Annotated in this window: 21 protein-coding genes; 12 read left to right on the forward strand and 9 right to left on the reverse strand. The window is 49.2% G+C overall.

What is annotated here, in order from left to right; all coding sequences use genetic code 11:
- Positions 1–31: 31 nt before the first annotated feature.
- Together BUQ91_RS11430 and BUQ91_RS11435 are read left to right on the forward strand one after the other, a co-directional pair.
- A complete protein-coding gene (locus BUQ91_RS11430) occupies positions 32–1,198 on the forward strand; it encodes an SGNH/GDSL hydrolase family protein (RefSeq protein WP_074209371.1) in 1,167 nt (388 codons plus the stop codon).
- Between the two features lie 45 nt (positions 1,199–1,243).
- The gene (locus tag BUQ91_RS11435) at positions 1,244–2,257 is read left to right on the forward strand and encodes a hypothetical protein (RefSeq protein WP_175566631.1); all 1,014 of its coding nucleotides are present in this window, start codon (positions 1,244–1,246) and stop codon (positions 2,255–2,257) included.
- A gap of 80 nt (positions 2,258–2,337) precedes the next feature.
- On the opposite strand, the gene BUQ91_RS11440 is transcribed toward BUQ91_RS11435, so the two are convergent.
- The gene (locus BUQ91_RS11440) at positions 2,338–2,907 is read right to left on the reverse strand and encodes a hypothetical protein (RefSeq protein WP_072830680.1); all 570 of its coding nucleotides are present in this window, start codon (positions 2,905–2,907) and stop codon (positions 2,338–2,340) included.
- 72 nt (positions 2,908–2,979) lie between these two features.
- Between BUQ91_RS11440 and murJ the strand changes: the two genes are divergently transcribed.
- Positions 2,980–4,572 carry a murein biosynthesis integral membrane protein MurJ gene (gene murJ / locus BUQ91_RS11445; RefSeq protein ID WP_074209373.1) on the forward strand — a complete coding sequence of 531 codons (1,593 nt, stop codon included), beginning with the start codon at positions 2,980–2,982 and terminating at the stop codon, positions 4,570–4,572.
- 36 nt (positions 4,573–4,608) lie between these two features.
- On the opposite strand, the gene BUQ91_RS11450 is transcribed toward murJ, so the two are convergent.
- The 6 genes from BUQ91_RS11450 to BUQ91_RS11470 form a co-directional block, all read right to left on the reverse strand.
- Positions 4,609–4,857 carry a hypothetical protein gene (locus BUQ91_RS11450; protein ID WP_074209374.1) on the reverse strand — a complete coding sequence of 83 codons (249 nt, stop codon included), beginning with the start codon at positions 4,855–4,857 and terminating at the stop codon, positions 4,609–4,611.
- Positions 4,821–4,982, reverse strand: coding sequence for a hypothetical protein (locus tag BUQ91_RS15730; RefSeq protein ID WP_175566632.1), 162 nt, complete (start codon positions 4,980–4,982; stop codon positions 4,821–4,823). Before BUQ91_RS15730 ends, BUQ91_RS11450 begins: the two co-directional genes overlap by 37 nt.
- A 5-nt stretch (positions 4,983–4,987) precedes the next feature.
- On the reverse strand, positions 4,988–5,401 hold the full coding sequence (locus tag BUQ91_RS11455; RefSeq protein ID WP_074209483.1) for a hypothetical protein: 414 nt from the start codon (positions 5,399–5,401) through the stop codon (positions 4,988–4,990).
- 125 nt (positions 5,402–5,526) lie between these two features.
- A complete protein-coding gene (locus BUQ91_RS11460; protein WP_074209375.1) occupies positions 5,527–6,957 on the reverse strand; it encodes a T9SS type A sorting domain-containing protein in 1,431 nt (476 codons plus the stop codon).
- Between the two features lie 173 nt (positions 6,958–7,130).
- Positions 7,131–8,516 (reverse strand): hypothetical protein, encoded by a 1,386-nt coding sequence (locus tag BUQ91_RS11465; protein WP_074209376.1) that lies wholly within the window; start codon positions 8,514–8,516, stop codon positions 7,131–7,133.
- A gap of 106 nt (positions 8,517–8,622) precedes the next feature.
- Positions 8,623–10,365: an ABC-ATPase domain-containing protein gene (locus tag BUQ91_RS11470; RefSeq protein ID WP_254842340.1), complete on the reverse strand. Its 1,743-nt coding sequence runs from the start codon at positions 10,363–10,365 to the stop codon at positions 8,623–8,625.
- A gap of 143 nt (positions 10,366–10,508) precedes the next feature.
- On the opposite strand from BUQ91_RS11470, the gene BUQ91_RS11475 reads away from it, so the two are divergent.
- Together BUQ91_RS11475 and BUQ91_RS11480 are read left to right on the forward strand one after the other, a co-directional pair.
- Positions 10,509–11,054, forward strand: coding sequence for a PEGA domain-containing protein (locus BUQ91_RS11475; protein WP_074209378.1), 546 nt, complete (start codon positions 10,509–10,511; stop codon positions 11,052–11,054).
- Between the two features lie 106 nt (positions 11,055–11,160).
- The gene (locus tag BUQ91_RS11480; RefSeq protein WP_072830664.1) at positions 11,161–11,769 is read left to right on the forward strand and encodes a penicillin-binding protein activator LpoB; all 609 of its coding nucleotides are present in this window, start codon (positions 11,161–11,163) and stop codon (positions 11,767–11,769) included.
- A gap of 64 nt (positions 11,770–11,833) precedes the next feature.
- Here the strand turns inward: BUQ91_RS11480 and BUQ91_RS11485 are convergent, their stop codons facing one another.
- Entirely contained in the window at positions 11,834–12,730 is an 897-nt protein-coding gene (locus tag BUQ91_RS11485) for a hypothetical protein (protein WP_139299741.1), read from the reverse strand.
- 6 nt (positions 12,731–12,736) lie between these two features.
- Between BUQ91_RS11485 and BUQ91_RS11490 the strand changes: the two genes are divergently transcribed.
- From BUQ91_RS11490 to BUQ91_RS11515, 7 genes are all read left to right on the forward strand, one after another.
- On the forward strand, positions 12,737–14,137 hold the full coding sequence (locus tag BUQ91_RS11490) for a COG3014 family protein (protein WP_139299742.1): 1,401 nt from the start codon (positions 12,737–12,739) through the stop codon (positions 14,135–14,137).
- A gap of 107 nt (positions 14,138–14,244) precedes the next feature.
- Positions 14,245–15,009, forward strand: a complete 765-nt coding sequence (locus tag BUQ91_RS11495; RefSeq protein ID WP_072830658.1) for a hypothetical protein — start codon at positions 14,245–14,247, stop codon at positions 15,007–15,009.
- 47 nt (positions 15,010–15,056) lie between these two features.
- On the forward strand, positions 15,057–15,785 hold the full coding sequence (locus BUQ91_RS11500; protein ID WP_014546027.1) for a response regulator transcription factor: 729 nt from the start codon (positions 15,057–15,059) through the stop codon (positions 15,783–15,785).
- Positions 15,767–17,686, forward strand: a complete 1,920-nt coding sequence (locus BUQ91_RS11505) for a sensor histidine kinase (protein WP_072830656.1) — start codon at positions 15,767–15,769, stop codon at positions 17,684–17,686. Before BUQ91_RS11500 ends, BUQ91_RS11505 begins: the two co-directional genes overlap by 19 nt.
- A 155-nt stretch (positions 17,687–17,841) precedes the next feature.
- Positions 17,842–19,179: an ATP-dependent 6-phosphofructokinase gene (locus BUQ91_RS11510; protein ID WP_074209381.1), complete on the forward strand. Its 1,338-nt coding sequence runs from the start codon at positions 17,842–17,844 to the stop codon at positions 19,177–19,179.
- Positions 19,180–19,200: 21 nt separating this feature from the next.
- Positions 19,201–19,344: a hypothetical protein gene (locus tag BUQ91_RS15735; RefSeq protein WP_175566633.1), complete on the forward strand. Its 144-nt coding sequence runs from the start codon at positions 19,201–19,203 to the stop codon at positions 19,342–19,344.
- A gap of 8 nt (positions 19,345–19,352) precedes the next feature.
- Positions 19,353–20,192 carry a hypothetical protein gene (locus BUQ91_RS11515; protein WP_074209382.1) on the forward strand — a complete coding sequence of 280 codons (840 nt, stop codon included), beginning with the start codon at positions 19,353–19,355 and terminating at the stop codon, positions 20,190–20,192.
- Positions 20,193–20,478: 286 nt separating this feature from the next.
- Here the strand turns inward: BUQ91_RS11515 and pta are convergent, their stop codons facing one another.
- Positions 20,479–21,882, reverse strand: coding sequence for a phosphate acetyltransferase (gene pta, locus BUQ91_RS11520; RefSeq protein WP_083601250.1), 1,404 nt, complete (start codon positions 21,880–21,882; stop codon positions 20,479–20,481).
- Between the last annotated feature and the right edge of the window lie 154 nt (positions 21,883–22,036).

Genomic DNA, 22,036 nt, shown 5'->3' on the forward strand with positions numbered 1-22,036 from the left:
TTGCTCGTTGTCCATTTTTCGCGGAGCCTATATGCCAGAAAAATTTTCGAAATGGGTTGCCTGCTGGGGTAATGCCACATCCATCACAGACCGCAAAGAAGCTACATACGCCAAGGATTTAACTCTCCGCTATCCGATTCGCGCCTGCTTTTCGGGGAGCAAATTGCGGTTCCATTTTTCGAATCTCACCGGCACTGAGCCCGTAACCATCAGCGAAGCGTACATCGCAAAATCTGCGCAATCCCAAACGGCAAACGCGCAGTCTTACATTCCAACTGCTATCACTTTTGGCGGCAAGAATTCTGCAAGCATCCCTGCAGGTGAAGAAATCTTGAGCGACGAAATTCCGTTTGACGTAACCGCAGGTGAGACATTCGATGTAAGCCTCTACTTTGCAGATTTCACACAAATGAACGCAGGTACAGCCATCACAGGGCCGCTTTCGGGCGGCAAGTATAGCTACGGCAATTTTGCAAAAAGCGAAACGCTTCCCGACGACCTCACACGTAAAACCAACTGGATTTATTTCCTCAATACCATCGACATTTTCACCGAAGAAAAGAACTTCGCACTTGTCTGCTTTGGCGATTCTATCACGGCACAGGACTGGCCCGATTACCTTGCACTCCGTTGCGCTCGCGAAGGTTTCAACAACGTATCCATCATCCGTCGCGCAGTCAGTGGCACACGCATCTTGCGCGAATACAGTTGCATCACCTACGCTGCATACGGCCTTAAAGGCGCGACGCGCTTCCCGATTGAAATGAACGTTGCAGGAGCCCGCACCGTCATCGTGCAGCATGGCATTAACGACATCATCCACCCCGTCGGTGTCGAAGTCAACAAGTTCCGCCCCTGGAGCGACATGCCTACAGCAGACGACCTCATCAACGGCGTCCGCTCACTTTACATCACGCATGCACGCAAGCTTGGTCTCAAGATTTACAGCGGCACGCTACTGCCGATTTACGGTTGGCGCACCTACAACGAAAAACGTGACATCATCCGCACCGCATTTAATGAATGGTTGAGAACCGCACCGGATTTTGACGGCTGCGTAGACTTCGACAAGGCTGTCCGCGGGCACGACGATCCGAAGGCTTTTGCGGCAGGCTTCGACTCGGGCGACCATCTGCACCCGAGTGCCAAGGCATACGAAGCTATGGCCGAATGTGTTCCCGAAGAATTGCTTAAATAATTTTCGCCAATCGAGACATTAAATATTTATTTTAAGTCTATGAGCTTGAAAGATTCCATTAAGCAACTTCAGAAACGGGAGCATATCACGCAAGACGAAATCATGCGTCGTCTTGGTTGTACCCGTAGTAGCATTATGGAAGGCAATTCTGCCGAAGTGGCAGCAACATTCGATTACGCATTCGGAAAAAATTCTATTCACGATTCCCACAACGATGACAAACTTCGCAAAGGCTCTCGTGAATCCAGGGAACTCGAAAAACTTCTCCCGTGGGCCCGCAAGTTCCCTATCCGCACTTTGCAAAGCATGGGGCTCATTCCCACGAACGTCAAGGACACCGACCTTGTACGCGCCATTTTCCGCTTTATGCAAATCGGAAGCATTGCAGGTTTCAAAAACTATTACAGCACCACGTTGCAATCCATGAACCCGCAAACGTACGCCGCCTGGATACGCCTTGGCGAATTGCGCATCGAGCGTTCAACAACTGAATACACTCCAGACTACGAAGCAATTCTTTCAAACTTGAAATTTTTGCGTACAAACGTTTATCTTTATGGTCAAAAACTACGCAACATCGCCCGTGAAGCACTGAACAATTGCGGAATCGAAATTATCGAAGTAGATCCGTTCCTCACGGCACCCACTCCGACATGCGCCTTTTACTGGAGAGGCTATCGTCCTGTCATTCAATTTCCGACAACTAAAATGGACGACGCCAAGTTCCTTGAAGCATTGTTCCATGCAGTAGCACATGTACTTTATCACCCCTTGCGTACCTCTTGCTTGCAACTGGGTAATCAAATGAACGCGCAGTGCACCCCTGCTACCGCCAAGAACATCCAAGAAATCGAAGCTGAAACATTTGCACAAAACATAATGCTTTCCGAAGCCGAAGAATGTGAACTCATCTGTTGCGGTCGCTTTAATGAACGCCGTTGCATCCAGCATTTTTCAGGGCTGTTCCATGTGCGCCCAGGAATTCTCGTTGAGCGCTTACAGCAACAAGGCAAAATCAAGCGCAACTCATTGCTGAACGATTTCAAAATCGCAGTATAAAGGAGAAGCCCGCTCGGAGGCGGGCTTTATAACATCAAATCGCTCGCGTCTTTTGAAACGCTCGCGACACCTTTTACAAATTAGTAGTTCACAGCGAAGAAGAGGTTCCAGCTCTTGAAGCCCTTGGTAAAGTCAACCTTCGTAGCAAGGATGTTGAAACCAAAACCGGCTTCGAGCTGAACGGCAGAATTGTGGAAGAAGTTCAAACCGACTTCACCTCCCAAGCACATACCGAAAGCACCAATCCAGTCGTCAAAGAAGGCGTCAACTTGGAAACCAAGACCAATACCGGCGCCGACAAACGGACTTACGATTTCATCAAGCGGAGAAAAACGACCACCGATAAGCATATTGCCTTCAAGTTCCCAGTCCGTGCCAAATTCGGCATGCCAGTTCGAAATCGCCGTAATAGCGCCGTGGGTCGTCATTTCCCAAATGTGACCGTAGCGGATAAGCGGGAATGCCGTGACGTGATCCTTTTCAGGATTCTTCACGTCATCCTTATAGTTACTCCAGAAAGAAAGGCCAAAACCAGCCGTCTGGAAACTATAAACCGGACGTTGGAGTTTTTTCTCCGGTTCAATAGTGTCGTAGTTCTGAGCAAATGCCGCAAGGGCGAGGAAAGTAATGAGTAAAAGAATCTTTTTCATATTTAGAAATATACAAAAAGATTACACAACTGGAGCAAAGAACTTTCAACCATTCTATATTTTACAGCACTCATGAATAAAGCCGCTATAATTGTTGCCGTTTCTATGCTTCTGAGCCGCGTGCTCGGGATTTTCCGTGAAATGCTACTTGCCCACGCCGCTGGCGTGTCGCTCGAAAAAAACGCTCTCGACCTCGCGTTCATGATTCCAGACATCCTGAACCACGTCGTAAGTACCGGTTTTTTGTCGATTATCTTCATTCCGATTTTCACGGGCTATAAAGTCGCAGGTGACGAAAAGGCCGGCTGGAAGTTCTTCAGCAACGTGCTCAACACGTTTGGGCTTGCGCTTTTGATTCTCGTGATTCCGGCGTTCATCTGGATGAAGGAACTCATCGCGCTCTTGACCGTCGATGGCGTGACGCCTGAGCTCTTGGAACGCGCAACTTACTATGGACGCATTATTCTTCCGGGGCAAATTTTCATTTTTGTCGGTAGCATTCTCGTCGCAGTACAGCACACTCGCAAGCAGTTCCTGATTCCCTCGCTCACGGGCCTCATCTACAACATCGCCATTGTGGGCGGCGGTGCCGCAGGCCTCGCACTCAGTAAATACACCGGCAACGATTACGGTCTCTCCGGATTCGCCTGGGGCGTTCCGGTCGGCGCATTCATTGGATTTTTCGCCCTCCAGATTTTTGGCGCCAAGCGCGGCGGCGTCCATTACGAACTGATTTGCGAACCCAAACACCCCGACATTATCCGTTACTTCAAGATGATGCTCCCGATGTCTCTTGGCGTGGGCTCCATGTTCGGCCTTGAATTTATCATCCGTAGCTTCGGTGCAAACTTTGGCACGAGCGGCATTTCGAGCCTCAACTACGCTTACCGCGTCATGTACACGCTCGTTGCAGTATTCGGATTCTCGGTCAGCGTCACGAGCTACCCCGACATGGCGCGTCTCGTCAAGGAAGGCGACTTCCCGCAGCTGAACCGTAAAATCTGGAAGAGCCTCTCGCGCATGTTCTGCATCTTGATTCCGGCTGTTGTCGCCGTGTGGGCATTGAGCTTCCCGGCAGTGCGCATTCTCTTTGAACGCGGCGCGTTCCACCGCGAAACAACCGAAGCGATTTCTGAAATTCTCCGTTGGTACTTGCCCGTGAGCCTTGGGCTTTGTTTGCAGGCCGTTCTCGTCCGCAGCTTCTACGCTTGCGAACGCATGTGGGTTCCGACACTTTTGAATACCGGTATCTTTGCAGCGACCATCCCCGCCTACATTTTGCTTGGCGCCCCCGAAGTGGGGCTCGGCATCAAGAGCGTTCCGATTATCGGCGCTACAGGCGCCATCCTGCAAGTGATTTCGATGATTTTCATGTGGGCTAAGAAGAACGGCACCGACGGCATGAAGGAAGCAATCTTCAACATGGCACGCGCCCTCGTCGCTTTCGGCATCATGATTGCAGCCGCCATCGGTCTCGATCACATCTCTGGAGATTTTGTCCGCAATGCGGGTTTTGTAACGCTCGTCGTTTACGCCTGCGCCGCTGGAATCGCGCTGTTTACGCTTACGCTCATTGTCCAGCGTTACCTCGGCAGTAAAGACGCCAAGGATATTTTGAACGAACTTTTAGGAAAGGTTCTTCGCAAGCTGCATTTGGCTCATTAACTCGCGCATTAAGATCATTCTTGTCAAGCCCGCCGACTACAACCGACCATGGTATTCATCATCCCGCGTCGGCGGTAAAATTTCTTCTGGCAACGTCCCATAATCAGAGACGTTATCTTTTTCAAATCCGTTGATCATCCATTTGAAAAAGCCTACAGTTCCGCCGAGCACAGCCCCGGTTGCAAAACCAACGCCAGCAGCACTAAGCGCAACAAGTTTGAGAGGAAACAGGCGCAAATCCATTACATCTACAGCATGGAACTTACCGCTACCATTCGTAGCCACGAACCACCCGGCAACGCCATAGTCGCAGCCGTATTTGCACCATAACGAATCATGGGATTTGGGTTCGTGCTCACAGAACAACCTACAAGGCTCAGCACAAGCAACATGCAAATGATTAGCTTCATAAAATTTATTTCGTCGGTGGTAAAATATCTTCCGGTAAATCGGAATATGCAGCATCATGGTCGTCTTCAAAACCGTTAATCATCCACTTGATAAATCCAACGGTTCCACCGATTAAACCACCAACAAGGCAACCTACACCTGCGACAGCAAGCGATACCCCAAACGCAGCAAAAAAGGCGTCATCGCGTTCTTTTTGTCTTTGTTTTTCACTATCGCTCATATAGCTTTTATCTTTATCATCTTCGTCTGCAGCGCCAGCCACCACAGCAACAACCGCAGCCCCAGCAAGCCCAGGCAACGCCATAGTCGCACCAGCATTAGCCCCATAACGAATCATGGGGTTCGGGTTCTTGCTGACGGCACAACCCACAAGGCTAAGTGCTAGCAACACACAAATAATCGGTTTCAAAAAGTTCATACCCGTAATATAAAGCGACGGCTGCAATTCACAAATAACGTCACTAAAAATTTTTGACAATGTAGCAAAAATTAACGATAAAACGCAAACAAAAAAGCCCGGCGATTCCACCGAGCTCCGTATATTTATCGTATAGAAATTCTTACCTTGTAAGAGGTCGTTGCCCCACGGACCTTTACAATGTAATTCCCGGCAGGTATCGCACTTAAAAGATGCGAGGATTCCAACGAGCCTTCAGTAGATTGCCCGACTCGACCATTCCACACGATATGGCCCGTCAAATCCACAATCGTCACTGTCACCGGTTCATTTACACGAGCAATCGAAATGGAACGACCATCGACCTTCACCTGCGGCATGGCAACATGCATTTTATGCATTTTCGGAGCCGTTATAGCAGTAGTTCCCGGTGCCTTTGAACCAATAACCGGTTCCGCCTTCTTGTTCTTGTATAACGGAGCCACGGCTTCGGCCCACAAGCGGTGCATCGCCTGACCACCCAACGGGTTCGCCGGATGTACACCGTCCTCGGAAATAAGTTCCGGATGAGCTAAGAAAAAGTTGTAGAAATCCGGACCCGGCATCAAGTTATTGTCTTTGACAAGCTTGTCAATCGCATCCAAGAATTCCTGAGGAACTTGCCAACCGGAATATGCCGGATTGGTAGCAATCATACGAGCAATAATCGGTGTAATACCATGAGCCTTTGCAGTATCGATAATCATCTGCATGTTCCTTGTGAACTGCTCGACAGTATAATCGTTACCGACCCAAGCATCGTTCGTACCCATTTCGATAGCCCAATACTTGACATTGCCAGCGTATTCGGCATAATACTTAAGTGCATCGGCAACGCCCTGGCTTGCAACACAGGCAATACCGCCACGAATCATTGCCGGATAATAATCTGGGTAACGTGCATGAATCAACTGCGAGAAGTTCGAATCCACAGCAAACTGCTTCATCCCCATCTGGGTAATACTTGTACCCATGAAGAACCACGTATCATCACCGCCATCGCTAATGTCATACGCACTGACTTCTTCCAAATAAATTGCCGGAGTCGAAGCCAAAATACGGAACCAAGACATTCCTTCAAAATCAATGGCAATACCACGGGATGCCGCACCACTCTCGCCAATTTCAGCAGCAATCTGCCAATCGCCGTCCACACCATTTGTTGAATTTGCAGACGTCATGATCTTGAAATTCTGCAATGTGGAACCAATCGAAACGTTATGCAAGCAGCCCTGCGCATACACGTAATCTTGGCTTGCCCATGCTTCGTCACCACGGGTATCCCACGTGACGAACAATTTTTTCGGGCCCACTCCCACATTCAATGCAAAATCATTCACAATGGTAATTTGGTTAGAATCCAATTTACCATCTGTATAGGCCAAAGGATTTAAATAATTGGCCACATCCCCCGCAACATAAAGGGGCTTACCTATGCTTACATTAGGATTCGCCGTAATAGCAAATGCACTACCACAAGCGACCGCGCAACCAAGCGCAGCACCTAAAAACATATGTGTAAATTTATCCAAGGACATACCACACCCCATATTTCACGCTAATAATTATAAAATAGGTTATTATGGGGTAAATTTAAAAAATGTATGAAATTTGACATATCAGAAAAGGTGACACACGTCACCTTTTGACATTTAAATCACTATAATTCGGCACAAAATAGAATACTCCAAACAGTAGTGTTAGCAATTTTTTACTTAATGGATATCTTTGTAGAGTAATTGCTATTTACACCGTGAATATTTACAAAGTAATTCCCTGCAGGCATTTTTGGAAATCCCGCTGAGCCGTTCCATACGACGTGTCCCATGACATCCATGATGGTCACGCGGTCATTCTCGCGCAAACCGGAAATTGAGATTTCACGATCGTTCACACTCACGCGCGGCAATGCAAAATTCACATTGTGCATTTTCGGGAGAGACGTTCCGCCACAGCCAACAACATCTGGCAAACCAGCGCAAGGATCGTCCTTGTACAAAGGCGCCACCGTCTCCGCCCACAAACGGTGCATCGACTGTCCGCCCTTAGGCTCTGCCGGGTGTACACCATCGCTTGCAGAAAGTTCTTCGGGATGTTTCAAAAAGTAATTGTAGAAATCAGGGCCATTCGGAAGCTCGTTATCAAACGTGAGTTTGTCAATGGCATCGAGGTAATCCTGATGCACCTGCCACTTTGCAATTTCAGGATTCGTCGCAATCATGCGAGCGATAATCGGAGTAATGCCATGAGCTTTCGCCGTATCGATAATCGTCTGCAAGTTCTTCGTGAACGTTTCGACATTCGCATTGCTGCCGCCCCATGCATCGTTTGTTCCCATTTCAATCGCCCAGAACTTTACGTTCCCTACGTATTCCACGTAATACTTGAGTGCATCGACAACGCCCTGACTCGTAACGCAACCAATGCCACCGCGTAACATCGCCGGGTAGTAATCCGAAAAACGTGCGTGCACCAACTGCGCAAAATTTGAATCAACGGTGAACTGCTTCATGCCCATCTGGCTGATGCTCGTGCCCATGAAGAACCACGTATCGTCCCCGCCATCGCTGATGTCGTAAGCACCGACTTCTTCAAGATTTTTCACCGGAGATTCAGCCACGATGCGGAACCAGGACTTGCCTGCAAAATCGATCGCAAGCCCACGGGACGTAACACCGCTCTCGCCCACTTCGGCAACTGTTTCCCAATCGCCATCTACGCCGTTCGTCGTATTCGCCGACGTCATCACCTTGAAGTTCTTTAAAGTTGCGCCTTCGGCAAAGGAATGTTGGCAACTCGCTGCATGCACAAACTCTTCGCTTGCCCAAGCCTCATCGCCACGAGTTTCCCATGTGATGAACAGTTTTGTCGGGCCCTCGCCCACATTCAGCGCAAAATCCGACACCGACGCGACCTGGTTAAAGTCAAGCGTTCCATCGGTATAAACTTCTGGTTTCCAGTTGGAATTGACAGCACCCGCCACGTAGAGGTTCTTGCCCAGACTCACGTTCGGATTCGCCGTAATTGCAAAAGCACTGCTGCAAAATGCGCAAGCTAGCGCAACACCTAGCACTTGCAAAACTCTTGTATTTTTCATTTTACACCCCAAAACTTTATATCCTGTTTATATAAGAAATTGCTCTTCAGAAAATAAACAATTATAACGTAAACAGGACCGAAAAAATCAAAAGGGTGTGGACAATTTACCTTCCGTTATCGCGCAGGCGGTAAAGTACACAGGCAATGTCAATTGGACGAGGCAAGCTCATTTCACGGCTTAAGCCTTGCGGCAAATTGCGGAATCCGACGTTCTTGATTTTTTCGCAGAGCGCATTGATGCGTTCCATAATCGTCGCCTTCGCAGATTCACCATTAGCATCATTATTGCTTGCGGCGTTCTGGCAGAGATTTAACAACATAAAGCCAGCACCGAATCGCTGTTGCTTATCCACAAGCGCACCTGCCTTGGACGTATCCGAGACAAGGAAACCAATTTGCAATAACGTATCGCCTGAGATTTTCACTTTCACTTGGCGTTCCACAGCAGATGCAGGGCGGAGTGACGGGAGCAAGGGCTTTACGTATTCCGCAAAATCGCGACACTGCGGTTCTACAAATGCAGGCAATCCCGGCACGATTTTTGCAACACCACCAGCAGCATCACCGAGTCCAGCCGCCACATTCTTTCCATTGATTCTTGCACATTCCGCCTTGTACGACGCCATCACGATGATGTTGTCCGCCAAGTCCAAAAAGTCTCCACAGGCGCCCGCCACCAGAATAAAGCTACGGCCCTTGATTTCACGGATGCGATCTGTGAGCGGGATAAGTGGTTCGCGGTCATCGCCCAAAAGCTTACGCACACGGACATCGCGAATGAGGAAGTTTACCGCAGAGGAGTCTTCGTCAATCAAGAAGACATCACTCCCCGCCTCCATCGCTTCCATCAAGTTTGCGGCCTCGCTCGTCGAGCCCGACGCACAGGCAGTCGTAAAGTTCTTTGTCGAAATTCCGCCCGGCAGGTCACGTACAAACTGCGAAAGGTCCGTGCCACGCACGCTGCGGCCATCTTCGACGCCCACGCGCACCGCCGATTCGCTCACGACAATGCCTTCGCGACCGTCTCCCGGGATATGCGGGTAAACCGATTTCGTCAAAGCCTGCAACAATGTCGATTTTCCATGGAAAGCCCCGCCCGAGATCACCGTGATTCCCTTCGGGATTCCCATGCCGCGAATTTCACGTCCATTTGCGACAAGCATCACCGCCATTTCTTCGGGAGCAGTAAACGGAACAGCCCCTTCCATCGGGAGTTCACTCAAACCCGATGCACGCGGGAGCACGGCACCATCTGGCACAAACGCACAAAGTCCACGTTCTTCGAGCTGCGACAAGATTTCCTTGCGCTCGGCAAGCACGCGGTAATGTTCAACAAGCTCGGGCTCCACGCCGTCCTTCTTCGATTCACCCGAATTGTAAAGCGCAGCCGACACCAAGTCCGGGAGCACCATCGTCAAAATTTCGGCAGCCGCTTCGGCCTGAATCTTGCGGCCATCGCCCGGCAAACGCACTTGCAAGCAGGCTCGCAATTCTCCGTTATCGACCCACAGTGCGTTTCGCACCAGCATTTCAGGTCCAGCGGTATCAAAAACAACCGCAGCATCCCTATCGGGGTACTTTTCACGAACAAGTGATGAAAGCCTGCGGTAAAGGTAATCACTCAGCGCAAGGCGGCGTTCAAAAGAGCCACCCCATTCGCTCGGGAAACCAAGCATAAGCAAGCTCGCCTTGATCATCACACGCGAAGCCGGTGCGTATGGGTCTCCCTGCACATGCAAGAATTCCAGCACAAAGTCACCAAAATCCCACGTCCTGTCGGCTAAGGATTTATAAAGCCCGTAATTTTTCCCTTGTAAACTGCGAATTTTTTGATAAAGCGCTTTCATATACACAAAAGTAGTTAAACTAGACCAATTATACACCTAATATTTACGCACATTTTACGGCACTTTAACATTTGTCCTGTAAAAAAAGAATTAAATTCTAGAGGTGAACTAACTCTTTTACATGCAAATCAGGAGTACAACCCATGAAAAAGCTGTATATTTTTGCCTTGATGATGGCATTCCTCTTTACGACCGTCGTCGCAGACGAAGAAGATCCACCTCCGCGTGGCAAGGCCGCAACCATCAACATCATTACCGAACCGCCTAACAGCGACGTGTTCCTTGGCGGTGAACCTCTCGGCAAGAGCCCGATTAAAGACATGCAAGTCAAGTCCGGTCGTCAGACGCTCGTCGTCATTGACCAGGGTTTTGAACTCGTGAACAAGCGCGTGAACATTTGGCCGGGCAAGGACAGCCGCAACAACTTCGACTTCAGCACCAAAATTCCGAAGGGCCACATCAAGGTTACGACGAATCCGCCGCGCTGCCTCATCTTCGTCGATGGCGAACAGGCTGACAAGACCGACGGTGCAGAACTCGTTGTCCACAACCTCGATGCCGGTGACCACGTTGTGCGCGCCCAGTGCAGCAACCGCAAGAGCGCCGAAGCCCTCGTGAAGGTCGTTGGCGAAGAAACCGTTGAAGTCAATCTTGACGCTACAACCGGTTCCAAGAAGAAGAAACGCTAATTCGCACGAAAACGCGACTTTTTTCAAAGAACTCCTCGTTTGGGGAGTTTTTTTTATGTTTTTTTTGTATGTTTATAACATAATGTTTCCAATCTAGGAGAAAAAAATGTCAAAAATTTGGATTTTCGCCCTCTGCGCAGGCCTTGCTTTCCTCTCTGGTTGCGCTAGTGACGGTGGCAAAAAAGTAACCCGCCTCGATGCAAACTCTGTTACCGACCTCTCTGGCAGCTGGAACGATACCGATTCTCGCCTTGTCGCCGAAGAAATGATCAACGACTGCCTCGGTCGTCCGTGGTACAGCCAGTTCTCCGCCCAGAAGGGTTCCGTACCGACTATCGTGATTGGCAAAGTCCGCAACAAGAGCCACGAACATATCCGTGTTGAAACGTTCATCAAGGATATCGAACGCGCCCTCATCAATTCCGGCAAGGCTGAATTCGTAGCAAACTCCAACGAACGCGCCGACCTCCGCGACGAACTTGCAGACCAGCAGGGCAACGTCACCGAAGAAACCCAGAAAGATGCCGGCATGGAAATCGGTGCTGACCTCATGCTTACCGGATCCATCAACTCCGTCATTGACCAGGAAGGCGGCGAACAGGTGGTCTTCTACCAGATCGACATGGAACTTACCGATATCCAGAGCCACCGCAAGGTTTGGCTTGGCGACAAGAAGATCAAGAAGTACGTAGCTAAAAGCAGCGTGAAGTTCTAGTCTGAATAGTTGGCAGAACTTAGTTAGCAAAGCTTAGATAAGAAAGTGCCCGACTTTGTCGGGCTTATTTTTTGGGGATTTCAGATTCTTCCCTTTTCAAAACCCCATTCTCATTTTTTAGCCCATAAAGTTTCATCACAGAAGAATCGGCTGCGATTAATTCATCTAAATAAAAAGAAGTCTTCTTAGGCGCATAAGTAGCAGCAAAACCCAATCTAGCTGTTTTCAAAGATTTCGCATAAAAACCAACAACTTCCTTATTCGAGGTGTTGTTAATTACACATTCTGATAAACGCAAAACTCTTTCGCTCTGTTTTATTGGTTCCATTTTTTTAAAGGATTCAGGTTCAGAGATATAACTCTTACAATTTTGCATTGCCATTGCAAGACTAGACTTTGCAAATGGACTTAGTTCCTGTTTCGTCAAATTGGAATCGGTCATACCTTCACGTATGGATTGGTACAAAGCATTCGCGACACCACGAGCCATATTATCGTATATGTTCTCTGTTTCTGAAGAATCTGCGGCACGCCCATCAATAAACATTTTTAAAGCCCAAAGGGAATCATTTGCAGGCAACAGGGCTTGAATTACAATATTAACCAAACTATCTCGAAAAAGAGCTTTCCCCGAAACATCGACAGAGTGAGAATCGTTGACAGTCCACACGGCATCCGTCACATACCACTCAACAGCATCTTTTAATAAAAATCCAGGCCATTCGGCCATTTTCATATATTCAATCTTGACTTTAGGTTTAATTTCTGAAGGCTTGCATGCAACAAAGGCCAACAGAAATACCGTAAGCAAACCGCTCAAAATAACTCGTTTATTCATCATATTGACGAAGATAGCAAAAAACTTTTTTTCTATAAAACCCCATTTCTTCATATAATCTTTAAAAAACAGAATACCATAATATTTTTTTTGTAGATTTAACAATAAACAACAAATTCGCATAAGATTATGAAAAGACTCCTACTAATCCTTTCGGCAGTTTTACTTTTTTCAGGCTGTGCAAACAAGTCCATGACCCGCTACGAAGCCCTTGCACCAGTCTTTGAACACAAAGGCTACGAAGCGACTATTAACGAAGTCAAGAAACAGCAAGAAGACCTTTACGGAGAAAAGACCGAATTCCTCTATTACTTTGACTTGGGAGTCCTTTACCACTACAACGGAAACTACAAGGAAAGTGCAGACAACTTTGCCAAGGCCGAAAAAATTTACGACGACCTCTACACGCGATCTGTAACAAACGAAGCTGCAGCCATTGTCACAAACGACAACATCCGCCCGTACAGGGCTCGCCCCTTCGAAGTGCTTGTGCTCCATGAATTGCAGATATTGAACTTCCTCGCACAAAAGAACGTCGATGGAGCCTTGGTCGAAGTCAACCGCGCCCAAAAGGCAATGACGGAACTCTACCAAAAAGATAACGGCAAGACAAACGACAACGGCTTTTTGCGCTACCTCACCGCCATCGTTTACGAAATGGCCGGTGAACCCGACGAAGCGGCCATCGCTTACTACAAGACGGTCAAGGCTTACAACGAAAACATCCTAAACCTCCCGAAAGAAGCTCGCCAGTTCATTATCGAAAGCTTAAAGCGCACAGACCGCGAAGACGACATCAGGACGCTCGGACTCGATATGGCGACCGAAACTTCCAAGGCCAAAGCCGCCTACGACCTCGGTCAAGAAATCATCGTTGTGGGTTACGCTGGACACGGCCCGATTCTAAACGAACTGCGCATGTCGGGAACTTATGTAAACGGCGGCCTTTTGAATCTTTCCTATAAAGATGGAAAGACTGGCCAAATGGTAAGCACTAACGTAGGCGCACCGCCCGTTGCAGGAGCAAGCAATGGCGAAACATTCCACATTTCATTAGCTCTCCCCGAAGCCCATTCTTTCAGAAGCCTAGTCCACCGCTTTAACGTATCCGTAGACAACCAGTCCGGAATCCGCCCCGAAAAGGTAATGGCTATCGACAAGGAACTCGAAATGAACCTCAAGGATGACTTTGCGAACACCATGACCCGTACAGCCATCCGCGTCGTCCTCCGCACAATCGCTTCACAGGCAGCCAAGAAAGCCATGAAGTCGGACAACGCCTTGTTAAACCTCTTTACAAGTATCGGTACGGATATTGCGCAAGACCAGCTCGAAAAGGCCGATTTGCGTATTGCACTCTTTTTGCCGAACTCCTTCCAGATGACGCGAATCCCGGTCGAACCCGGTTCACACGAAGTCACTGTGGCCGCCGAAGGAAGCGAAGGAAACACGGTCAACATTTTCAAATTCGGCAATGTTGACGTGAAAAAAGGCGAAAAGAAGTTCATCTTTGTACCTGCAATCAAGTAAAAAAAGACATAAAATAGGCGAAAAAGCACCATTTTCTAAATTGTAAACTCCATTTTTCTAAATAATTATTTAGTTTCAAGAAAAAACAATCCTAGGAGCAATAATCAATGAATTTCAAACTTATTTTCGCAGCAGCAGCTTTGCTTGCCACCCAGTCCTTTGCTATTGCAGGTATTGGCGCCCACTACACCCCGGCAGTTGGAACCACCCTTAAAGAAGCTCAAAGAGCAGACATCAAGGGAACCGACGGCAAAATCGGCTTTAGCCACGGTAGCTTTGACTACATCCAGGGTTTCGGTTTCAAGGCATGGGTCGATGTTCTCCCGTTCGTCGATATCGAAGCCACTTTCAACATCCAGTTTGCATCTTACAATGCAGCACTCTGGGTAGGTGAAGGCGAAGACGCACGCAAGATTCCTCTCGAAATTGAACTCGGCGGAACCCCGTTTGCCAAGGCAACTCCGAAGTACATCGCCATGAACGCAGACCTCTCCGTCACCAAGCCGTTCTCTATCCCGCTTTTCCCGATCCGTCCGTATGTCGGTGGCGGTCTCACCATCCACTGGAACACGTTCGTCTTGAACAAGGCATTTGTTGAAAACGTGATGGACAAGGCATTTGCAGATGGCAACTATCCTGCAGACGAAGACGAATTCGTAAAGGCACTTAAGGACAAGGTTGTCGACTACGCCAAGGACGAAGGCCTCACCAAGAGCATCGGTATCCACTTGCTCGCCGGTGTCCGCTTCAAGCTCCCGATTATCCCGATTGCAGCTTATGCAAACGTCAAGTGCTATCTCGGCGGTGACTACGATAGCGACATCGACGCCGGTAATTTTGCATTCGAAATCGGTGGCGGTTTTGCCCTTTAATTTTGTAGATTAAAAAAAGTTGGTTAGAAGAGAGTAGGTATCCAAGAATGACTCAAAATACAAGCAGCACGAACATCCTCATCATCGAAGATGAAATTGCCATTGCCGAAGGCCTCGTAGACCTCTGCGAGCTCAACGGTTACCGCGTCAAGCACGTTGTTGACGGCGAAAGCGGCCTTGCCGAAGCTCTTTCCGGACAGTACGGACTCGTACTTCTGGACCTCATGCTTCCGGGCATGGACGGCTTTACCGTTTGCGACAAGATCCGCGAAAAGGACAAGAGCCTCCCGATTATCATCCTTTCTGCAAAGAATTCCGATGACGATATCATCAACGGGCTCAAGTTCGGCGCCGACGACTACATCCCGAAGCCGTTCTCCGTTCCGATGCTCCTTGCACGTATCGAAGCAGTGCTTCGCCGTAGCCGCCAGACAATGGAAAATGAAGGCAAGCTTGTAGCAGGCAACCTCCGCGTGAACTTCCGTGAATACACGGGCGTACGCGGTACAGAAGAACTTGCATTCACCCGCAAGGAAATCGAAATTCTTGAATACCTCTGGAACAACCGCGACCATGCTATTCCGCGTTCTGAACTCCTCCGCAAGGTCTGGGGTTACGAAAATGCCGAATCCGTGGATACCCGTACAGTCGACATCCACATCACCAAGCTCCGCAAGAAGATCGAAGACGATCCGGCACATCCGAAGCTGCTCGTCACGTTCCGCGGTGAAGGTTACCAGATGCGTTCGGCACCAGAATGCGAGAAATCAGTATAAATAAATTCTCAACATACCTCTCTAGCAAGTACAAGGCTCTTCGGAGCCTTATTCTTGCCTCTAAAGATCGTCTCATTTTTGTGGCGATTTTTATCGTTATTGCGATTCCCGTAATAATGCTTTTAAGCCATTCTTACGCACAGTTGCAAACATCTTCGCTCTTTGGTTACAAGGAACATGCGTTCTCTGTGCTCCAGAATTTGAACAAGAACATTACAGCAGACCTAGCGATTGAAGACAGGCGCTCTTACGCCGACTACCGATTCATTCGCTCCGTTCCTGTATTTGGCGGTGAAGAAATCACCATGTCCGAACTTGCGGAATTTCCGCAGAGGAGCCACTACATCGGCCTCATCGGGCATTTCCAGATTGACCCGTCCGGCAACTTGAGTACGCCTGTGCTTCCCGATGGCGTCCTTGAAAAAATCCCTATGGTCGATAGGGAAAAACGCTTGGCGATTCGTAACAAAATAAGCAAGATTCTCAACACTTCGGGATTCTCTGCAATTTCTTCAACAACAAATGTAACGCCTTCGAGCAGCGCCGAAAAGAACATCGACTCGACGCAAAAGAACGATAGCAGGCTCATCGACCAGATTTACAAGCAAGACCTCGACATTGCAAGTACACGCAAGAAAAAGAAGACCAACAAGCCCCGCGTCGAACACATTACCGAAACTGGCGATTTCGCTTTCGGTGTCGAATCTACAAAGCTTGATACAACAGGCCTCCTCGTGCGTTTGATCAACAACGAAGCTACGCACTCCATGGAAGCAGAAATTGACTTTTTCCAGGCAATCGTCGATTCGAACTACATCATTTTCCACCGCACTGTTAGACGCGGCCCCGAAGTATTTATCCAAGGCTTTATCGTAGAAGCCCGCGCTTACCTCACGAACCTTGTCAAAAACGAAATCGAAAAATACAAGGGCGTCACAAAGGGTAACCAGCAAGATCCGCTCGTGCTCGCATTCTTCCACAAGAACAAGGCTTTCGTGGCCTTTGGCGAACGCAACAACATCACGACGGAACTTCTCTCTGAAACGTTGCAGGCACCGCTCTCGGATATTACCTTCAAGATGTACACGACGCAACGCGCCCCCGGCGGTGAATTCGTATTCTTCATCGGATTCTTGATGCTTGCCGTGCTCGCTATCGGTTTGATTTCGATTTACCATGTGACACAGAGCCGCGTGAAACTTGCTGCCAAGCGCCAAGACTTTGTCTCTGCCATTACGCACGAACTCAAGACGCCGCTGACCGCCATCAAGATGTATGCGGAACTGCTGCAGAATTCTTGGGTCGCGAGCGAAGAAAAGAAACAGAAGTATTACGGACAAATTGCAAGCGAAGCCGACCGACTTTCACGACTCATTCAAAACGTGCTGAACCTCTCGAAGCTCGATGGAAACCGCTGGAATGTACAGCTCCGCATGGACAAGCCAAAGCAAGTCCTGGATGACTTTATCTCCACTTACAGCAAGAACGTCGAAAAGCAAGGCTTTGAACTCACCGTTTCTTCGGATACGGATGCAGACAACATCAGTCTCATGATTGACCGCGATGCCATCATGCAGATTCTGATGAACCTTGTTGATAACTCGCTCAAGTTCTCCAAGAACGCCGATTACAAGATGATCAATGTGGAACTGAGAATCAAGGGTACCGACATGTACCTCGCCGTGCGCGACTACGGTCCGGGTATTCCGCCTTCCGAAATGAAGAAGGTATTCCAGGAATTCTACAGAGTCGAAAACGAAATGACCAGACAGACAAGCGGCACGGGTATTGGTCTTTCGATGGTCAAGAAACTTTGCACGCTTTGCAATATGACCATTGAATTGGAAAATGCAAATCCCGGCCTCCGTACAAAAATACACTTCCCGAGCTTGTCGATTTAATAGAGTTACTAGTTACTAGAATAGTTAAGATGTACTAGAGATTTTCAGAACATTCTAGTAGCTTTAATAACATCAACTCGCTTTTTTTCGTTTACTATATTTTTTGATGTATTCCGTTCACAAGGCGGAAACTCTAAAATTCAAAGAGGCGCGGTATGACTCAGGACGATATCATTAAGAATCCGTCGGATTATGATCTTTCCATTGAAACCGTTGGCAAGGGCACGCTCAAGTCCCCGATGAACGGCGTTCCTTTCGTTTCGGAAAACGACAAGGTCAGCCTTACCACTGACGTCAATCTCATCTCTGAATACTTGACGAAGGGTATCCCGGTACCGTCCCTCGAAGTGGCCGGCCCCCGACAGACAATTTTCCACGACCCCGCTTGGACGCGCGCAGGTATCGTCACTTGCGGCGGCCTCTGCCCCGGCCTTAACAACGTCATCAAGGGCCTTGTACAGGTGCTCTGGTTCGACTATGGCGTAAGGAACATTTTCGGCATCCCGTACGGCTACCGTGGCCTGAACCCGAATTACGGTTACTCCCCCATTGTGCTTGACCCGGACGTGGTCGATGCCATCCAGGAAGACGGCGGTACGATTCTCGGTAGCTCCCGCGGCATGCAGGACCCAGCTATCATGGTCGATACGCTTATGCGCTTAAACATCAACGTGTTGTTCTGCATCGGCGGCGACGGAACGCTCCGCGGCGCACACGCCATTGCAGAAGAAGTCAAGAAGCGTAAGCAGCCCATCTCGATTATCGGCATCCCGAAGACAATTGACAACGACTTGAACTTGATCGACAGGACGTTCGGTTTTGAAACCGCCGTGCTCAGCGCGACCGACGTAATTACTAGCGCCCATATAGAAGCAAACGGCGCGTTCAACGGCCTTGGCCTCGTGAAACTCATGGGCCGTGACTCCGGCTTTATCGCAGCGTATGCATCGCTTGCAACAACGGTCGTAAACATCTGCCTTGTCCCCGAAGTTCCCTTTACGCTGGACGGGCTTTTCAAGGCGCTCGAAAGCCGTTACGCCAGCGGCAAGACTCACGCCGTCATCGCCGTCGCCGAAGGCGCCGGACAAGAACTTTTCAAGAACCAGGAAGAACGCAGGGACGCTAGCGGCAATATCCTGAAGAACGATATCGGTGAATTCCTGACCCACAAGATTAAGGAACATTTCGATAGCGTCGGCAAGGAAATCAACATCAAGTACTTTGACCCGAGCTACACGGTGCGTAGCATCCCCGCCAAGGGCACAGACGCCATTTTCTGCTTCCAGCTCGCAGAAAACGCAGTACATGCAGGCATGGCAGGCAAGACGGACATGGTCGTTGGCAGCATGAACAACGTATTTTCGCACGTGCCTATAGAATACGCCGTCAGCGAACGCAAGAAAATCAACCCCAATGGCCCCCTGTGGCATGCCGTTCTCGGTATCACACGCCAGCAGGACTATTTCTCCGGCAAGGGCAAACGCAGCAAGTAATCCTTTAATTATTTTATCACCATGCTCAAAAAAGAAGAAAAAATCATCATCCGCACAGCCTTAATGGAATACCGTAATCTTTTGTTCAAGACATTCCACGGCACTGACGAAGAAAAAACTCGCATTGCCACGGTGAACAAGTTATTGCAGAACTGGAAAGTCTAAGCGTATTCATGAGAATTACGCGGAACATTATTTTTGCATTGCTACTTGCGATTTGTTTCGCAAGTGCAAACGAGTATTTGCACATAGCGGATTCCTGCTATGCAGCACGTGCTCTGCGCGCCAATGGCGATAAAGCCGACGCCAAGAATGCAAAATTGATGAAGGAGAATTACCGCAAGGCGATGGAAGATTCCACCGTTCTGGAGGCCGCGACCGAAGGCTATGTGAAGACGTTGTACTTCTGCTTCAGATTCGTGCAATTCGACGAAAAGAAGCGCCAACTCCATTTGGACACGCTGATGGATGCAAGCAAGAGCGCCTACGAGAAATTCCCTAAGAACAAAGAAATTGCACACGTCTACGCCTCTACACTCTCGATGTGGGGCTCCGAACGCAACGTATTTTCGTCAATCAAGGAAGGCATCGCAGGGAAAGTACGCGATGTCGCCACCAAGGCCGAAGACTGGCAGATTCTTGGGCGCGCGCACTTTGTACTGCCCTACGTGCCGCTGATTCTTTCATGGCCCGATGAAAAGCTTGCAGACAAATACTTGACAATGGCGCTTGAAAAGAACCGCAAGGATATTTACAACTATTACTTCCTTGCCGACTTGCGCTACGACCAGGACCGCTTTGATGACGCTGTGGAACTGATTGTGCAAGGCCTTGATGCAGGCGTGCGCCCCGGTTACATTCTTGAAGACAAGCGCGCCCGCTGGCATTTAAAAGAGCTGTGGAAAAAGATTGACTACAAACATAAGGACAAACTTTCGCCAAAGCATCTTGAAGATGGCGAAAACATCCGAAAAGCAATCGAAGCGCTGAGAGCGAAGAACAGGAAGAAATAATTTCTTATAAACAAAAAAACGGACTTTAAAAGTCCGTTTTTTTGTAATGGCGACCCCGGCACAGAGGCCGGGGTGACAAATGCAAAGCACGAACGGTCTTCCGTGAGCAACAAGCGCCTCGTATTAACGAGGCATGGTGGCGAGAGTGAGGCGAAGTCGGAGGCTCCGCCTTACAATAGAGCCGAACGGTCTTCCGTGAGCAACAAGCGCCTCGTATTAACGAGGCGCTTGTTGCGAGAGCGAGCGCTGCTCACATATTTCTACATGAATCTAAGCGCGAGCGGTCTTATTTCTGAGCCTGAACAGCGGTGAGAGCGATCGTGTAGACGATGTCTTCGACGAGGGCGCCGCGGGAAAGGTCGTTCACCGGCTTGGCGAGACCCTGGAGCATCGGGCCGATAGCGATCGTGCCATGGGCAGAGCGCTGTACAGCCTTGTAGCCGATGTTACCGGCAGAGAGGTCCGGGAACACGAACACGGTAGCCTTGCCAGCGACCGGGCTATTCGGGGCCTTGAGGGCACCAACACTCGGAACGGTAGCAGCATCGTACTGGAGCGGGCCATCGACGAGCATTTCCGGGCGGGCAGCCTTTGCAGCAGCAGTAGCAGCCACGACGAGGTCAGCATCCGGACCCTTGCCGGAATTGATGGTGCTGTAAGAAAGCATGGCAACGCGGCTCGGAAGGCCGAAAGCCTTTGCAGTGTCATCGCACTGGAGAGCGATATCGGCAAGTTCTTCGGCGAGCGGGTTCAGGTTGATAGCGCAGTCACCGTAAATGTATGTCTTGTCCTTCATGCACATGAAGAACACGGAGCTCACGGACTTCACGCCCGGAGCGGTACGGATAATCTGGAGAGCCGGGCGGAGCGTATCTGCCGTAGAATGGATGGCGCCAGAAACGAGGCCGTCCACTTCACCGAACTTAAGCATCATCGTGGCAAGCATTACGTTGTCCTTAAGAGCGGCACGTGCGGATTCCGGAGTCATGCCCTTTGCCTTGCGGAGTTCCACGAGAGTCGGCACGTACTTTTCGGCAAGTTCGGCACTCGGTTCGATGATTTCGATATTAGCCGGGAGTTTCACGCCTACAGACTTTGCTGTAGCTTCGATTTCGGCTTTCGAGCCAATAAGGACCGGCACAGCGATGTTACGTTCGACAGCGAGGCATGCAGCCTGCACGGTACGCGGTTCGGAACCTTCCGGGAGTACAATGCGCTTCACGCACTTGGAAGCCTTAGAGAGGAGGCTTGCGCGGAACATGGCCTGGCTAACGCGGCGTTCGGCAGCCGGAGCACCAAGGTCACCAGCGAGGCACTTTTCGCAACGGAGCAAGCGCTTCGGGCAGAAAAGTTCTGCATCTTCGCCATCGGCAAAAATCTTTGCATCTAGAGCAGAAGCAAGATCATCGTTATACTTGTGAGCAATGACATCGTTCATGCCCGTTGCACCTTCGACGACAACTGCGTCGACATCATCAAAATCCTGAGCAAGGAAATCAGCGCAAATCTTTTCCATAAGAACAGCAGACTTGCCTGCCTTGATTTCTTCCACGCTATCAGCGGCATTGATAACACTGAGCGGCTTGTAGACAGCGGCGATGAGGCCGGTCTTCGTTACAGCGTCGACAATTTCCTGGACTTTGGCTTCCATCTTGGAGGCAGCCGTGGCAACTAGGTAAACACGATTCATTTTTTTCTCCATTTTGAATTTACAAGTGTAAAAGTAGGATTTTAGACCCAATCTAGCACCCTTTTTATGAAAAAAACTTCATAATAAAACCTCGAATAGAAACTTTCATTTTTATTACGCAAAAACCGACTGCTTTTATATCCTTTAACCCTAG

It is taken from the genome of Fibrobacter sp. UWB11, assembly GCF_900143015.1.
Classification (GTDB): Bacteria; Fibrobacterota; Fibrobacteria; order Fibrobacterales; family Fibrobacteraceae; genus Fibrobacter.

What these genes read in the sequence shown, in the direction of transcription:
- BUQ91_RS11430 (WP_074209371.1), top strand. Translation starts at nt 32, where the DNA reads ATGCCAGAAAAATTTTCGAAATGGGTTGCCTGCTGGGGTAATGCCACA.
- BUQ91_RS11440 (WP_072830680.1), bottom strand. Translation starts at nt 2,907, where the DNA reads ATGAAAAAGATTCTTTTACTCATTACTTTCCTCGCCCTTGCGGCATTT.
- murJ (WP_074209373.1), top strand. Translation starts at nt 2,980, where the DNA reads ATGAATAAAGCCGCTATAATTGTTGCCGTTTCTATGCTTCTGAGCCGC.
- BUQ91_RS15730 (WP_175566632.1), bottom strand. Translation starts at nt 4,982, where the DNA reads ATGAAGCTAATCATTTGCATGTTGCTTGTGCTGAGCCTTGTAGGTTGT.
- BUQ91_RS11455 (WP_074209483.1), bottom strand. Translation starts at nt 5,401, where the DNA reads ATGAACTTTTTGAAACCGATTATTTGTGTGTTGCTAGCACTTAGCCTT.
- BUQ91_RS11460 (WP_074209375.1), bottom strand. Translation starts at nt 6,957, where the DNA reads ATGTCCTTGGATAAATTTACACATATGTTTTTAGGTGCTGCGCTTGGT.
- BUQ91_RS11465 (WP_074209376.1), bottom strand. Translation starts at nt 8,516, where the DNA reads ATGAAAAATACAAGAGTTTTGCAAGTGCTAGGTGTTGCGCTAGCTTGC.
- BUQ91_RS11470 (WP_254842340.1), bottom strand. Translation starts at nt 10,365, where the DNA reads ATGAAAGCGCTTTATCAAAAAATTCGCAGTTTACAAGGGAAAAATTAC.
- BUQ91_RS11475 (WP_074209378.1), top strand. Translation starts at nt 10,509, where the DNA reads ATGAAAAAGCTGTATATTTTTGCCTTGATGATGGCATTCCTCTTTACG.
- BUQ91_RS11480 (WP_072830664.1), top strand. Translation starts at nt 11,161, where the DNA reads ATGTCAAAAATTTGGATTTTCGCCCTCTGCGCAGGCCTTGCTTTCCTC.
- BUQ91_RS11485 (WP_139299741.1), bottom strand. Translation starts at nt 12,730, where the DNA reads ATGCGAATTTGTTGTTTATTGTTAAATCTACAAAAAAAATATTATGGT.
- BUQ91_RS11490 (WP_139299742.1), top strand. Translation starts at nt 12,737, where the DNA reads ATGAAAAGACTCCTACTAATCCTTTCGGCAGTTTTACTTTTTTCAGGC.
- BUQ91_RS11495 (WP_072830658.1), top strand. Translation starts at nt 14,245, where the DNA reads ATGAATTTCAAACTTATTTTCGCAGCAGCAGCTTTGCTTGCCACCCAG.
- BUQ91_RS11500 (WP_014546027.1), top strand. Translation starts at nt 15,057, where the DNA reads ATGACTCAAAATACAAGCAGCACGAACATCCTCATCATCGAAGATGAA.
- BUQ91_RS11505 (WP_072830656.1), top strand. Translation starts at nt 15,767, where the DNA reads ATGCGAGAAATCAGTATAAATAAATTCTCAACATACCTCTCTAGCAAG.
- BUQ91_RS11510 (WP_074209381.1), top strand. Translation starts at nt 17,842, where the DNA reads ATGACTCAGGACGATATCATTAAGAATCCGTCGGATTATGATCTTTCC.
- BUQ91_RS15735 (WP_175566633.1), top strand. Translation starts at nt 19,201, where the DNA reads ATGCTCAAAAAAGAAGAAAAAATCATCATCCGCACAGCCTTAATGGAA.
- BUQ91_RS11515 (WP_074209382.1), top strand. Translation starts at nt 19,353, where the DNA reads ATGAGAATTACGCGGAACATTATTTTTGCATTGCTACTTGCGATTTGT.
- pta (WP_083601250.1), bottom strand. Translation starts at nt 21,882, where the DNA reads ATGAATCGTGTTTACCTAGTTGCCACGGCTGCCTCCAAGATGGAAGCC.